General features: G+C 51.2%; 13 protein-coding genes. 3 read left to right on the plus strand and 10 right to left on the minus strand.

Annotated features, from left to right (window positions below):
* Window positions 1-112 precede the first annotated feature (112 nt).
* From JFT66_RS29395 to JFT66_RS29405, 3 genes are all read right to left on the minus strand, one after another.
* A complete protein-coding gene (locus tag JFT66_RS29395) occupies window positions 113-1,297 on the minus strand; it encodes a hypothetical protein (RefSeq protein ID WP_198860616.1) in 1,185 nt (394 codons plus the stop codon).
* A complete protein-coding gene (locus tag JFT66_RS29400; RefSeq protein ID WP_198822934.1) occupies window positions 1,294-1,716 on the minus strand; it encodes a hypothetical protein in 423 nt (140 codons plus the stop codon). The genes JFT66_RS29395 and JFT66_RS29400 overlap by 4 nt, the downstream gene beginning before the upstream one ends.
* A 612-nt stretch (window positions 1,717-2,328) precedes the next feature.
* Entirely contained in the window at window positions 2,329-3,126 is a 798-nt protein-coding gene (locus JFT66_RS29405; protein WP_233097227.1) for a tetratricopeptide repeat protein, read from the minus strand.
* Between the two features lie 216 nt (window positions 3,127-3,342).
* Between JFT66_RS29405 and JFT66_RS29410 the strand changes: the two genes are divergently transcribed.
* From JFT66_RS29410 to JFT66_RS29420, 3 genes are all read left to right on the plus strand, one after another.
* Window positions 3,343-3,771 (plus strand): lytic transglycosylase domain-containing protein, encoded by a 429-nt coding sequence (locus JFT66_RS29410; RefSeq protein ID WP_198822936.1) that lies wholly within the window; start codon window positions 3,343-3,345, stop codon window positions 3,769-3,771.
* Between the two features lie 283 nt (window positions 3,772-4,054).
* Window positions 4,055-5,695, plus strand: a complete 1,641-nt coding sequence (locus JFT66_RS29415) for a GspE/PulE family protein (protein WP_108184686.1) — start codon at window positions 4,055-4,057, stop codon at window positions 5,693-5,695.
* Complete coding sequence (locus JFT66_RS29420) at window positions 5,595-6,221, plus strand: thiol:disulfide interchange protein DsbA/DsbL (protein WP_233097228.1); 627 nt, start codon at window positions 5,595-5,597, stop codon at window positions 6,219-6,221. The genes JFT66_RS29415 and JFT66_RS29420 overlap by 101 nt, the downstream gene beginning before the upstream one ends.
* A gap of 73 nt (window positions 6,222-6,294) precedes the next feature.
* Here JFT66_RS29420 and JFT66_RS29425 read toward each other — a convergent pair whose 3' ends face one another.
* The 7 genes from JFT66_RS29425 to JFT66_RS29455 all read right to left on the minus strand — a co-directional run.
* Window positions 6,295-9,897: a conjugal transfer protein TraG N-terminal domain-containing protein gene (locus JFT66_RS29425; RefSeq protein WP_108184684.1), complete on the minus strand. Its 3,603-nt coding sequence runs from the start codon at window positions 9,895-9,897 to the stop codon at window positions 6,295-6,297.
* A 15-nt stretch (window positions 9,898-9,912) separates the two neighbouring features.
* A complete protein-coding gene (locus tag JFT66_RS29430; protein ID WP_108184683.1) occupies window positions 9,913-11,370 on the minus strand; it encodes a conjugal transfer protein TraH in 1,458 nt (485 codons plus the stop codon).
* Entirely contained in the window at window positions 11,360-12,316 is a 957-nt protein-coding gene (gene traF, locus JFT66_RS29435; protein WP_108184682.1) for a conjugal transfer protein TraF, read from the minus strand. Before traF ends, JFT66_RS29430 begins: the two co-directional genes overlap by 11 nt.
* A 49-nt stretch (window positions 12,317-12,365) precedes the next feature.
* Complete coding sequence (locus JFT66_RS29440; RefSeq protein ID WP_108184681.1) at window positions 12,366-12,929, minus strand: S26 family signal peptidase; 564 nt, start codon at window positions 12,927-12,929, stop codon at window positions 12,366-12,368.
* 2 nt (window positions 12,930-12,931) lie between these two features.
* Complete coding sequence (locus JFT66_RS29445; RefSeq protein WP_198860618.1) at window positions 12,932-13,561, minus strand: hypothetical protein; 630 nt, start codon at window positions 13,559-13,561, stop codon at window positions 12,932-12,934.
* 2 nt (window positions 13,562-13,563) lie between these two features.
* Window positions 13,564-14,802, minus strand: coding sequence for a TraG/VirB4 family ATPase (locus JFT66_RS29450; protein WP_198860619.1), 1,239 nt, complete (start codon window positions 14,800-14,802; stop codon window positions 13,564-13,566).
* Between the two features lie 20 nt (window positions 14,803-14,822).
* A partial coding sequence (locus JFT66_RS29455) for an IS3 family transposase (RefSeq protein ID WP_146427598.1) occupies window positions 14,823-14,931 on the minus strand: 109 nt, incomplete at its 5' end.

A 14,931-nucleotide genomic window follows, 5' to 3' on the forward strand; every position in this document is an offset into this window, starting at 1 on the left:
GGGGTCCGGGTGGCGAAAACGTAAGAAATACTCGTCGAATTGATTGTTTTTTGATCATTTGGCGAGTTTAAAAGTTGCGCTAGGTGGTATGCCGGGGAAATACATGGCTACTTCAGACCATCCCTAAGCATTGGTCAACCCAATTCTGAGTACATGGATTGCAAAACTCCCTAATTTCAAACTTTGCTTCCCCGACACCACTATAGGTGCCGTTGACAACAATGAACTCGATTGTATTCGTACCGTTTTGGAGGTACGTTTTCATGTCGATGTCAAAGTTTCCTCGATAGATACCACCATATGGATAGTAGGGTTCAACGCCGTACAATGAACCATTGCCGATGTCTACATAGGCCCTACCACCGGAGGTGACAATATCTAGCTTACTAGTTGCCCATGATTGGGCTTCGTTCAATGCCCCCATGAAGACTCGAACCCAGCGGCCGTTAATTCGTAACCCTAGCCAGTTATCGTATTGAGCATAGGTCAAGCGAAATACACCAATTTTGCTAATGTCCGCAACATTGAAAGTAAATGTTGATGTTTCGCGTCGACCTTGTGTGTTAATTACTTGGATTGCATCTAAGTAAGGAGGGCTAAATGTAATGCTCGCCGATCCAGTGCTCTGTTGCACACTGCCGGGTGTGATGCCACCCGCATTACAAAAGGACGGATTGGCGGGGCAAGTCACAACAAGGTATTTGTCGCAGTTAATGTTTTCGAGGGCGTTACTTGTCACATTGCACTGGAAATTGGCTTTTGCATCAACATTAACGACTTGACCCATCGTGCACATTTTTGGTTCGCTAAGATTGTATTCGTTGCAAACCTCAGTCGCGTAAATATCTGGTGTTGTAGTCGTTTTAGTCCCGCACGCTTCAGTAGCTGAACCGCCATTTGCGTTGTTAATGGTATCGCCGATCCCGCTTATGATCGGGTCGTTCGGATTCAGAGGAAACTTCGTACGGTTCTCTGGGTTTTTCGCCAGAAAATTGACTGCGTCACACTCTTGGTTTGCAACCTGATCAGAACCATGTGTTGCTGTTTTACAAGTGTTGATGCGAGAAACGCCTACACCGAACAGATCGGATGAACCGAAATTTTGAGATTGAGGCGGGTTGTTCGTGTAATGGGGCATTGTCTGGGCGTTGGAGTTGCTCACCTTAGAGGACAACTTATTCAAGTTGTTTTTCCCGAGCTCTAGACCATCCGAATGCGCGTCGGCATTGACCTGGCCGATTGATAAAGCAAGGGCGAAAAGTGTCAATGTTGCAACGAATTTCCTGGTTGGTTTCATTGGCCAAGCACCTTGTTAATTTTCACTTCGGGCTGAGGTGCCTTTGACCAATCAACTGATTCAGCTGGTGGCATACCATCTGTGCAAAGGTTCATCCCCCAACCGACCTCGAGAGGGCCAGTGCCACCCTCTTTCTTGGGAACCTTGGCCTGTGTCATCTTTACGCCGAGGCGGGCGCACTCTGGCTGCTTGAAGCGGCTCAAAACTTTGGCGTCTACTCGAATGGGTTCGTTCGAACCAGTTTTCTTCTTCCACGCGTCAGCCTGTTCACCGGTGAGCTCGGCGGATGCCTGTCCTTGCTTGATCGCAGCAAACAAAATCTCTTTCGCCTGATCAGCATTGGCTGAGGCAGAAAAACAAAAGCACATTGCAACAAGGCCGGAGGTGAAAAGGCGTTGGAAACGGATTTGCTTGACCATGAAAACTCCTGAAAGATTGCTAAACATAACGCGTATGTATACTACACGCCTGTATCTGCGCAAATCCATCAGTATCGGTTTTCGCCTTAGGTGACTTGTGTTAGAAAATTTGATTTCTAAATGGCTGCTCAGCGATCCCATCAGCTATGTTGCGCCTTCACTTGCCCTCGCTTCGCTGTTCTTATTCGAACGGCGACGCTGGTCTCCAGTGAACGCATTGCTTTTTTCAGGTGTTTTCGTCCACGAAGTCCTCCACTTCTTGGTTGGGCTCGTGACTATGGCTCGTCCGACGTCCTTCTCTTTGATACCGCGGTCTGAGGGGGGGAGACTGATTCTGGGCTCAGTCGGATTTGTCGGACTGAATTGGCTAAATGCGTGGATCACAGCGGCCGCTCCGCTGTTGATTTTGCCAATCATTTTCGGGCTCGCAACGTGGCGGCTTGAGGCGGGCCCTCAGCACGTCCAGCTATGGGACGTGCTGATTTGGTTGTGCATCGCTCCCCATTTTCTGCATTGCTGGCCTTCCCGTGCGGATTGGAAATTGATGTTTATTTCTTGGCCGCTCGCCGCATTCATCGGATTGATTTTCGTCCTTTTGACCTGGACGGGAGGTTAATCCGATCGACTAGCTTGAAGCAGGGTTGCTTCATAATTTGGCCTCACCATGCTGTCGTGTGAGGCCAGCCAGTTGGTCGCGAAGTGCCGCGAATCATTTTCTTCTTTGGTGGTTAGACCGAATGCCCCTAAACCTCCAGCGTTCATTCCAGCTTTGTTACGGTTTAGGCCTGCGTAGATCAACCACCAGGAGGCCGCCATCTTTCGATTTTGATCCATCCCCTGCCCATTCCTGTACATGGCTGACAGAATCGCCGGCGCATTCGGCTCACTTGCCTGCGCGGCCTTGGAAAGCCAGCCAAAGGCTTCAGAGAACTGCTGTCTCTCATAGGAAATTCGCCCCAGTAAGTAGTAGGCAGTCACGTTTCCTCGGTTTGCACCTTCATTTGCCCATTTCCACGCCAGATCTTTGTCGCCTTTTTTAAGGTGATACAAGGACAACCGGACGGCCGCCAGATCGACGCCAGCGTTCTTTACGGCGTCTTCAAACATCTGCATGGCCTTAGCTTCGTTTTTGACAACCCCGCGGCCAAGAAGCGTCAGGACGCCCAGGTTATATCGCGCAAGAGGAAAGCTTTCGCTGGCGGCGGAAAAGTATGCCGCGGCCGCTGAGCTGTCTTGACGAACGCCTTCTCCCCGATCCAGCAAGTAGCCGACGATGTTCTGTGCTCGACCGTTACCGCCTTTTGCCAGCTCGAAGAGTTTAGGAAGGGCCTGCTTGTCACCACTTTTCCAAGCCGCCCATGTGCGTAGCACCTCCCCACCTCCGCGGGCATTCGATAGCAACCCCTTCATGGCGCTCGATATATCGGACCCGATGTCTGGTGTGGGTTGCACGGAGTCGAAATATTCTGATGCTGATGGAGAATTCCCGCTGGGCACCGTTTCTGCGGCCGTAGCTACTAAGCATGCGAGGGCCATTGGGATTGCCAAGACGGCCGCACATCGATTCAGGGATAACATGTACTGATACACCTTGTTTATTGGTACGCGTAATGTATTCTTTGCGGCATGAAAAAACTATCCCTCTTGGCATTGCTTGCTGCCTTGATGATCGCCCCGTTCAGCGCTGGTGCGACCTGCTTCGCCGAGGCTGCTGCACGCTACAAAGTCAGCGAGAAACTGCTGCGCTGCATGCGGGCTACGGAAAATCCTTCCGGTCAGGCCGACATCGTAAATACCTCCAACTCCGATGGTTCCAAGGACATCGGGTATATGCAAATCAATACATGGTGGCTCCCGAAGCTAGCCCCATATGGCATTGGTGAGGAACAACTTAAAAACACCTGCGTCAGCGTTAACGTTGCTGCGTGGATACTTGCAAATAACATTGTTACTTACGGGCCTACTTGGAAAGCCGTTGGCGCATATAACAGTCCGCACGTAAAAAGTCAGCGCATATATATAGAAAAAGTTATGAAAAATGGATGCTCGATATGAAGCAAATGTTAAGTGGTTGTTTTTCGTTAGTGCTAGCCGGATGGATTCTGTACACCATAGCTCCGGAATCCCCGTGCGAGCGTGTTGAACGTGGTGCATTGCCTGTTCGGATTGCCTTTGATGGCGTGAGATGGGCAGGACGGTACTACCTCAGTACTGACACCCGTATCGATCTCCTTTCGTGGAGCTTAGATGCTGATGCAGCAACTAAAAGTTTTATCTCGCGCCTATTTTACGGCCCCACATTGAACTGCAAAGCCTAGTCGGGCCTAAGGAGGTTGTCATGATTAATGAACCACCATTATTCATTTGGAGCGGTCAGCACGATCGAGTTGGTGCTGAGTATTTGAATAAATTATTCAAAACCGCGGCGCAAATCAAATCGCCGGATATCCATATGCACTGGGTGAGTAATCATGTAGTGATTAAAATGCGAATCGACGGCGACATGCAGCACGTTGAAACTGTCGATTCTGCTATGGGGCGGATGCTCGATGACAAAATCCGCGCTCGTGCCAGCATGGACCTCTCGCAACGGCATGCCCCAATTGATGGGCGCATGTCATTACGCTATCCGGACGGTGTAATCGACGTCCGGGTGAACGTCCTTCCTAGCCAGGGAGGACAAAAAATCGTTTGTCGTTTACTCGATCAGTCGAATGCCAGTATGTCGATGGACGACATTCACATGCCGATGCTTGTGAAGCACAGTTTCTTGGAAATGCTTAAAGAGCCACAGGGGCTCATTTTAGTCACCGGTCCTACTGGCTCAGGTAAGACCACAACCTTGTATGCAGCCCTCAACGCACTCAATGATGGGACGTTGAATATTACGACCCTTGAGAACCCTGTCGAGTACGTCATCTCCGACTTTGTACAGGTAAACGTGACGCCTTTTATTACCTTTGCTAATGGGCTTAGATCGCTTCTTCGACAAGATCCAGATGTGATCTTGGTGGGCGAAATTCGTGATGCTGAAACCGCGGAGATTGCGATGCAGGCGGCCAACACGGGCCACCTTGTGTTAGCAACATTGCACACAAACAATGCTGCGCAGGCTATCCCACGACTCATCGATTTGGGTGTCGATAGGCAGACACTTGCCTCCACCCTGTTGGGTGTTGTCGCTCAGCGTTTGGTTCAAACCTTGAAAACCGATGTTCAGCATCGGTGGACCGAAGTAACTGACTTTGAAGCCCACTGGTTGAAGTCAAATGGCTTGCCGCTGATCAGCGGCAAGGTGCCTCGAGCGACGGGAAAAGAGTCGTTCTCAGGCAAGCGGCCGATTATTGAAATGATCAAGTCTGATAAACATGTGCGAGCTGCAATTATTAGCGGCGGTGGGGAAATGGAGGTTCTTAACGCTGCAATTCGTCAGCCGCAGTTCGACACCTTGGGCCAGGCCGGCGTTCGGATGGTGTCTGCTGGTGCCACAACAATGGAGCTTGTACAGCGACTAATCAAGGACGACACAGTGGCACCTTCAGTGCGACGAATTGGGGATGTGCTGCTCGAGGACGGGCTGGTCAGTTTCTCTGATGTGAATGATGCCGCTGAATTTCAACTGTCTCTGAGGCTAGAGGGCAAAGTTCGCAAAGTCGGACAAATCCTGGTGGATCGAGGATTGGTGACGCAGGAACAAGTCGTCAAGGCGATGGGCTACACAGAGGGTGCTGTTGATTTTCTCTACGTGCTCGCTTCCCGCAGGATTTTGCCATACCGAATGGTTCAGTCCGCTGTTCAAATCTGGCGCAGTGAGCGTCATCAGGAATCACTTTTTGATTTGGTCATTGAGCAAGAGCTCATCACAAAGGAAAAATTGGATGAAGAAGTTTATCGCTCGGATGGCCGTGATTACGACGCTGCTCGCGCCGTTGTACTCGATTGCCCAGGAACAAATGCAGGCGCCGTCGCTGCCGTATAGAGAGGTTACTTTGCAGAGCCAGGACGCCCGTAAGGTAATTGTTTTCTTCTCATTCAGTTGCCCCGTGTGTGCGTCCTATGACCAGTTGCTAACGCGGTGGTCGCAAACCATGCCTACGGGGTGGAGTGCCGAGTTCATTCCTGTGGCTGTACCTGACAAAGGAAACTACATGGCTGCCCGGGCCTTCTATGCTGTTCAGGATGCCGATCCAGCTCGCTTGCCGGCTTTTATGTCGGCGGCTTATGCTCAAATTCATGAGGGCGGCATGGAAATGGAAAACCCCCAGACCTGGGCAAAAGCGGTAGCCGCGGCAAAGGTACAAGGATTTGAAAAAGCATGGGCCAACGTAACCCAGGATCGACTTGAGAGTGCATTCGCGAAGCTGTTAACTTACGGCGTTGACGCCACACCTTCGATGGCGATCGGGGGCCGTTACGTAATCAACCCGGACGATGTTCAGGGAGATAATCAGATGTTCATCAGCCTTGCCAACGGCATGGTTAGCAAGGTCATCCAAAATCGTTAATGCACCGTGGTGATATCGGTAACACAAAAAAAAGCCCTGCAATTAGATGCAGGGCTTTTTTTTGCTTCGTTGATTAACGGGAGCCGCGAACACCTGGACCAGAGTCCTTGCCATCACCTCCACTACCACCTGGTGCTGGAGCATTGCTGCCGGCGTCATCATTAGGAGTCGGGCTGTAGTTCACGCGGGGACCAGCGCGTTGACCGTCATTTGAACCGAACTGAGGTCCAGAGTCAGCGCCTGTCGCGCCCATGAGCCCATCACCGAATGTGGCTTCACTGGATCCGCCCCCTACTGCGCGTAAATCCCCTGAATGGCCACCGAGCGGCGTTAGAGGATCGGCCGGCGGCGGTGGCGGCGCCATAGGCAACATCATTGGTTGCTGTGATTGATCATGATTCGATTCTAGTCGCATTGAGTGTACCGCTGATCCTGGCGCCATCGAAGAGTCCATGGCCCCCCCGGACTCTGCTTTGTGAGCGTCGGCCAGATGGTCAGCAGCAATCATAAAGCCAGGTTCAACAGAGGTTTTTGCAGCGAGGTTGGTAGCGCTTCGCGCTTCACGGCCGGCGACAGAAAGGGCTTTACCTGCTGCCTCTGCGGCCTCACCTGCTTCTTTGACGTGTTCGGCGTTTACAACGCGTGTAGCCTGCCCTTGTGATCGAAGTAGCGCGGGTATTTCGTGCCCGGCGGCATTTACTGCTCTACCTGCATGAGCCACCTCGACACCCGCTTCTGCGACTCGTAATGCCTGTTCTGCTTTGTAAGCCCCCACGCCTGCCCTCGCAAACATTGCGCCACGGGCCGCTGCTCCACCCCAGCCCAATCCTGGGATAGCTAATGTTGCAAGATTTGCTGCGGCAGCTGTTTTGGGATTTTCAGCTTCCCATTCCTGCTCTTTCGTGCCGACTGCCGTCGCTGTATTGACGATCGGTGTGGCGGACATTGTGTTTGTCATGTCTTGCACCGAGATCGAGGTACTCCCATTTTCAACTCTGCGCTTACCGTCTCGAATTTGTTCTTGGCCTTGCAACATCCCGCCCGGCAGTTGGGAGTTTGCAAACGTTTCTCGGAGCCCGCTGTTATCCCAAGGATCCATTCCTCTGGAGAGATTATCGAGAGTTTGCTGTTGTGGTGCACCAGTAGGTCCAACCTGATCTGCGCTAACGCCCGGAACGTTAGTTGAAGGCATGCCAATGTCTGCATTTGCGACATTGCCCCCGGGGTTGTTAGAGACCTGCATCGCACGATTGCCGACCCCTTGTGCACGCTCGGCGTTGCCGTCAGTAGGCCCACTGATGGAACCACTTTGCATAGCCGAAACCACACCGGCGAAGGCCGTGTTATCAACCGATCTTAAGGCCCATAGCTGCGCTGCTTCCCGTTTACCTTCCATGCCGATTGATCGCTGGCCATAACGGGTTTCGAGTTCAGGAAACTTTTTGTTGAAAGCATCGCGCTGTGAGTCACTGAGGTTGGAAATGGCAGAATTGAGCGCCTGCATAGCTTCAGGCGAGCGGAGAAGGTTACCCCCGGTAGTGTCTTCACTAATCTGGGCGCCCGCACTCACGCTCGATTCAGCGGTAGTCGCTTTTTGGAATCGCTGGAAAGACGACTGGGTATCCGCGCTCGTAGAGCTGAGCCGGCGACTCAATCCATTTTCAGTGGCCGCTTCCTGCCCAGTGGACTGAGCAAACGCCGAAGAGGCTGACGCTTTCCACGCTTTCATGTCGCTTTCGTTTTTGGAAAGCTCAGTTCCAAACTCGGAGTTGATCTTCGTGGCCTGGTCTTTAGAGAGCTCTTTGCCGGTGGCGGAAGCTACGCCGGCTTTAACACCACCGAACATGCCACTAATACCGACTTCAGCGCTGAAATTCTGTTTGAACGATTCACGTTTGCTACCCGTCAAGCCCAGAGAATCGGCTATTTTGTCTCCCATTTTCATGGCTTGCTGCGTCATGTTGGAATGTGACTGTTCCAAAGACTGCATTTGAGAGTTCGACCAGCTGTTGCCAGATTTGTAGGACATGACTTGGCGAAGACTTGCTTCAACAGCTGATGCGGACTCGGAGCGTTTTGAGCTGTCTTCCCCCAACGCGCTTTGGGTCGACGTCCCCAGCGTTTGTTTGAGCTCTGCCTTGTTCCATGTTGCGTCAGCTTGCGCCAGACCAGACTTTTGCGAGCCCTTGTACTCAGCGCCGTATTGATTGCGCGAGGACACATCAACGTGAGCACCGTTCTTCATGATGTCTGGAGATTGAAGCTTCTCATCGTTGTGATCGCGACCTGACCAGCGGCTGGCCAGCGAAACCATCCCGTAGCCAGTCACCCCCAGCATTGCGGCAGAGATTAATGGGGTAGCGGCCAGCATGTCGGAAGCAACACCAAGTCGCGTCGCCAGCACGTCGTAATAAACGGCTTGCAAATTGCTCGGCACCAGACCTTTTTCAGTGAACTGAGCGAGTTTGTCAGCAACGTCATTTTGAATGTACATCTGAATTACGGCCGAAAATGGCAACCATGAAGATGTCCAAACACCGAAACCCAAGTATTTGACATAGGCCATCAAGGCGCCGGCACCTTTGAATAAACCGTAAATGATTACGATCGGCGCAAACCCGAAAAACAGTAGTTGAAGAAAAATCATGGTTGGCATCATGATTTTGGCAAAGAAACTGCCAGACGCAACCGAATCAGATCGGAACTGCTCATCTTGCTGAGTGAGGGACACCATGCACAGGTTGAAGCTGTTCTGATCTTGAACGCTGTCCAGGCAATTATAGGTGCCCCAAACAGAGTTAAAAAACAGAGCGTTGGTCATGAATTGATCGGAACTCTGTGCTGCTGACCACAGCGTTGGAACCAGATTTGTAATCGCCTCATCTATATTCGCTTGAGTGTAAGCTCCCCCCATCGGATTCTTATCTTTCATACCAGCGTTGACCAGTTTCTTCAGGTTCGCGCTAGCGGGGAATGCAGCTACGACGGCGTTGATCTTGGCGCTGGCGTCTTGGCACGCCATTGACTTACCCAGTGAATTGAGATTGTCCCAATAAGTTGTAAGCCCGTTCGGTCTTGCAAACGACAATGCATAGTTGACCATGTCCGGGCTGGCTTGGAAGTCGTTCATGTTGAAAGTAGTAGAGCCCGGCACGCAGTCAATCATGAATTGTTTAAGGCTGGCGACCAGGTAAGGGTCCACGTTTTCAACGCCCTTACGTAGGGTCATCAGCAACTTCATGGGAGTGATGAAACCGTTTTGGCTGACTCCCATATAACTACCGCTGGTACTTTGAAAAGCCGTGTTGATCTTTTCAAACATACTGTACGAAGCAGTAGTAAATAGACTCGCAGGCGCAGTGATAATCAACGGCACATGATCAACTTTTGCAACGTTTCCGGTATAAATGTCTTGAATAGTTACCGACGTCTGAATCGAGCAGCAGGCGACTACCATCCCAAATCCAAATAGCCCACCGATTGGTCCGTTGGCGGGGATGAATTGCTCTCCACCCCCCTTTTGAATCATAAACATGATCCCGGACATGAGGGCGATAAAACCGCCGATCAAATAAACACCGTTCATGAAGCCGCTAGATTTAAAAATCATAGCGACGCCATTAATCGTTGAGTAGAACGTACTCACATCACCTAGCACGTAAACCGAAAAATCCATATCCCGCTACCTTTGTTAAATACGACCGGGCTTGACAAACACAGCCGGGTTGCTTGAAAGGATAATTTTCACGAGTTCTTTAGCCGCCACAATTTTTGGTTGCAGTTTTTCGTGCTCAGCACGTATTTCGGCTAATTCAACAGTCAATTTTCGAATATTTGGATCAACGAAGTCCGGTTTCATACCTCGCACTCCATTGAAAGATTGGTTAGCTGCATAAATAGCAGCTTCACCGTATTTAACCGCGAGTTCGTTGGCGATTAGGGGAGCAAGTTGTTCTGCAATTGACTGAATTGCGCCTGGGGACTGTTGCACTTGTTTTATGAGTGCCAGCACTGGAGTTTGAATGGCGTTGATGAAGCCAATCTGAGCGCCCGTAAATCCACAGGATCCGGCTTGGCAATATGTGAGCTTACCGACAATAGAGTCAGCCGTGGTGCCGTTCGTTGGGCCCTGAGGGTAACCAAAAAGCATTTTATTCGTATACCCGAGAGTACCGTCGAAACTCAGTGCGCTGTTCGGATCGATGGAGGTGCACTTGTTACGATCGTAACCGTTGTTGCAATGCAGAACCTTCAGGGGGGTACTGTTGCCGTTCGAGCCGTTTTTGAAGTTCATCAGAGTCAAGGTAGGACTGAAAATCTGTCCCACTTTCACTTTTGGCGAGCCGTCGGGATTGTTCCCTCCGCCGCTGTCAGGGTTTGTCATGATGACTGCGCCAATCATGCTCATCACAATCTCGTTGGCACGATTAGCATTGGCCTCCCCTGTGTCAGGGTTACCCAGGTATTGACCCGCGCTGGTATCAGTCAGAGCTTTCCAAACCGGGTTACCGCACTCTTCACAGCTGCCGTCGTTCGTTGATTTGTCGTTGTTCGTATTCGGTGAGCTGAACAGGTCGGTGAAACCTGAGAACAAGTCCGAGAAGGCACCTTTCGCCGTCTGCGCCGCAGTCGAAGCGGTGTCAGCCATTTCTTTCCGGGCAGAAGGATCAGTAAATGATTTGACGATAGAATTCGCCACGGCGCAGGTGTTCTTCATCATCTGATTGAGTGCTTGCAACTTATTCTGGAAGTCCTGCATCAACTTTCCGAGTGCCGGGTTGATCGCGTCAATAGCGGCTTTGAAAGCCACCCCGACGGCGTTTGCGGCGATTTGGCGAAACAGTGCTACCAATTGGTCAGCGTTGATGAAAGAAAACGATCCGCCAAAAAGGTCGATACCACCGCAACCTGCTGACAGCCTTGGTGGGTCGAACGCGACTAAGTTGATATTTCGTACCGGGCTGCGTAGTGCTGCACCACCAGCTACAAATCCCCCGCGACTTTGACTTGCAAAGCCACCAGGTGACGTACTGTTCGACATGAACATACCGTCAAGAGCATCTTGCAATCCAGCCGAAGCCGGTAGCGAGGCGGTAATCATGACCGTAGTCACCAACAACGCAATAAAGCGCTTAAATTTACTGTGCATGATTGCTATCTCCTTCATAACGCCCTTGCAGTTTGTTTTTCAGGTACTGAACCCATTTTTTCGGATCGTTGCTCGCACCCTGTTTTGTATCTTCGTTTGTTAAAACGCCGCGATCATAAGTGTGGATTTTCAACGCAATATCTTTGGGAAGCAGATCGTTACTGTCAGCTGCTGCGATAATCCGCTCTGCAAGTTGATCTTGCGCCATCATGCCTTGCGACACGATGAAGTAATTGTTCGGTGGTACAACTAAAACTGTTGTTGGTGTTATGCGCAGATTGAGAATGCTGGCCTGACCGCTATTGGGAACAAAATCAGGCACATTCGGAAGAGTCTTTCCGTCCATGGAGATAAACTTTGTGACGAAGCCATACTGCTTTGCGATCTCTTGTACAGTATTGACTTGAGGCTGGCAGAAGCTACATTTTGAGTCGAAAAAGACCCATAGTCCCCCAACTTTCGCAACATGCTTGAGTGCGTCGGATATCCCGGCTTGAGCGTTTCTAAGGAAAAACGGTTTAGTGTATGTTGCGATCGGAACCCGGTTGTTTTCGTCGAGAAACGGATCTGCCGCTACCACGCGAGTCGTCATTTCCGCATAGCGCTGGGATTTGTCCATGGCCACGCGTTGGGCGTACATGTACGCCTCCACGTTTTCTTTCGACGGGTCATCAATAGCTGCATCAAGCAGTTTCGGCATATTTTCACGTAGCCAAGAAACTGAGAATGGCTCCTGTTGGTCCTTCGCCGGAGGTTTCTTTGCTGTATCTGCCGTTTTTGGGGGGACAATTACCACTGGCGGCGGAGTAGGAAGTTCTTTTGGGTCTTTATAGAAAAACCAACCTTCAGATTTCCGCTCAATGAATCGAGTTGGTTCTTCGTTCGCCTGAACACTGGCGTTAGTGAGGGTCGTAGCACCAAGGAGAAAGGCCAACACGAGCTTCATTGTTTTGATCCTTTACGCGTACGCATACGCGATTCAAAGAGCTTGATCATCAGATGATTGGCCCTACCCTGCCGATAATTAATTTTTGATCCAGGAAGCCCCAGTACCTCCCGTCATAGCTACGCGGCTCAGTGCCGATAACCAAAACCATTCCGGGAGGCACGACTTCAGTTCGATCAAAGTCACCGGGTTTCTTCCCAAGCTTATCCAGTAGATCAAGTTCGCCAATCAAGCGGCCTCCGATATAGGCAACATTTCCTTTGACGACTAGTTTGTCCCCGGGCAGACCTGCGATCATTTTGCCCACTGTCTTGCCATCAAAATGTGGCCCCATAAGCCCGGCTGAAGGAACGAATGCAACGTATTCTCCAACTTTTAGGTCTTGCGGTAGGCCATAAGTAATGAAGTACAACCGCCACGGCAGGCAGCGAACAGAAGCGAGATCGACGCCGATTCGATATTCCTGCCGGAATGCTGTGACACTCGCGATCGCGACGATGAACGAGGCTGTGATGCCGATCAGAGAGTTGCGTAGAAACAAGCGGCGTTGTTTGTCCTTACGCAGTGCCACAAAGGGGGCCGCTAAACGCCCGCCAATCGATTTTCCTTTCATCATCACTCCAGCGTCAGTCCGAGTCGTTTAGCAACCTGCGGGGTGATATTGAGTCCCTCTGGTGCGTTCATCACCACTGATGAATTGACGACGAGAATTCCCGCCTCGCTGAAGGGTCTCAGGGTATCTTGCAGCTCGCTAACAAAAGCAAGGCCGTCAGCCTGAGCTTGCTCCGGGGTCATGCCTGGCTTATCGAGCGTCTGTTTCATTTGTGCATTTGCGAGCTTTGAGCCGTCGACCAGAAAAATTTGTGCGGACGGCGGCTGATTTGCGGTGGCGTAATGGAAAGACAGAAATCCGCTGAAGGCTGCAAACGCCATTGCGATAACGGCGGTGGTTAGAAATGAAACGCCACCCTGCACTATGGCTCCGTTCTTACCCGTCGCTGGCGTACTGCGAATGTCCTCAGGTGCCATGCTGACGTTCTCACTCGATTTGTCCGGGGTGGGTGGATTTGTACTATTCATTTTGCCGGCCTCTGGTCGCTGCTGAGAAATATGTATGGTTGTGGCGCGATTTTGAATCATAACACGTGGCAATAATCCTATCAGTATGAGTATTGTTTTTGTATGCCAAAAAAAGCCCAGATTTCTCCGGGCTAAATTGAGCGTGTGAAGGGGGGCGGCGGCCACGTTTACGCGTAGGCCGCCTCACGCTCAATGAAGTTGTTAACCGCTTCCACGGCGTCAACACCCTGGTCGAGTTGATCCATAATCTCGTTCCGCGCCGCCCCCTTGGTGGAGAACATCACGTTGTGGAAATTGTCCACCACGAGTCTGACGATCCCCCAATCCGTATCGCTTCGCTTCACCATGATTTCACTGTATTTGCCCGGCATCGTGTGAACCGACTTCAACATGTGCTGGCCGTAGGCTTCGATCTTGAACTGCTTGCTTTCGATAGCAGAATCGATGGATTCACTCTTCTGCTGAAGAATGAACTGCCAGGCGGAGTTCGCTGCGATCGCTTCACAGTTTTTCGATGCATATACGTCCCCGATCGATTGAGTAACAACGAGCACAGCACCTTCTTCTTTTCGGGCTTTTCGGTAGGCTGCAATCATGGCCTTCGCCATCATTGGGTCATCAAGCATTTCCCATCCCTCGTCGACAATCAGGATCTTTTTGCGCCCGCGCTGTCCCATTTGCGCTGTGTACATGTCGTGGTTGATGCGCGAGATCAATTGCAGCAATACAACCTGCTGGAGTGCTGGCCGACCTTTCAGATCGCTCAGTTCCATGCAGATGAAAGCGTTGCTCATGTCGAGATTATTTTCACCTTCGAACCAGCGCGTGAATTGACCGCCGGCGAAAGGGAAAAGCTGCCGGCCAAGGCGCAGACACTCTGGGTCGTCGGATTGTGCAATGAACCACTCGGCGATTGCTCGAATATTGGCGGCGTTGCCATACCTCGTGTAAACGCTGGTGATTGCCTGCTCGATTCGGGATAACTGGTAATCGTCCAGGATATCTTCAGGAGCAGCCATCTTGGCGATGGTTGCCTTGAGGATGTCCATTTCTTCTTCGAGATCCTCAATGTGCGTGAATGGGTTCAGGCACACATCCGACTCAGGTCGGAACTCAATGAATTCGCCGCCGACACTTTTGCAGAGCTTTAGGTAACTCCGGCCTGCATCGATAACCCAAACCTTCGCACCTGAAGCCAAGTAGTCCGCAACGATTTTTTGTGTGAGGAAGGACTTGCCGGCGCCTGCCTCGGCGAAAATGATCCCACTGTAGTTCGTTGTGGAATCGTAGAGATCGATCAGCGCGGGCTGGCCACGGCGAGTGAGCAGCAGCATTGCTCCGCTCATACCACTGCCAGTCCATTCGCCAAGAATTGGCAGAAATTGCACGGCGTGGCGAACGCCCATTGTGAATCGCCCCGGATTCTCTAGACACCTTGCAAGCTCATTGCGTAACGCTTTTCAAACTCTACCGGTGACAGCTGATTGTTGAAACCATGGCGGCGTTTTACGTTGTAGAACATCTCGATGTAATCG

Origin of the sequence: Pseudomonas sp. MF6755, assembly GCF_016405635.1 — a bacterium.
Taxonomy (GTDB): domain Bacteria; phylum Pseudomonadota; class Gammaproteobacteria; order Pseudomonadales; family Pseudomonadaceae; genus Aquipseudomonas; species Aquipseudomonas haemolytica.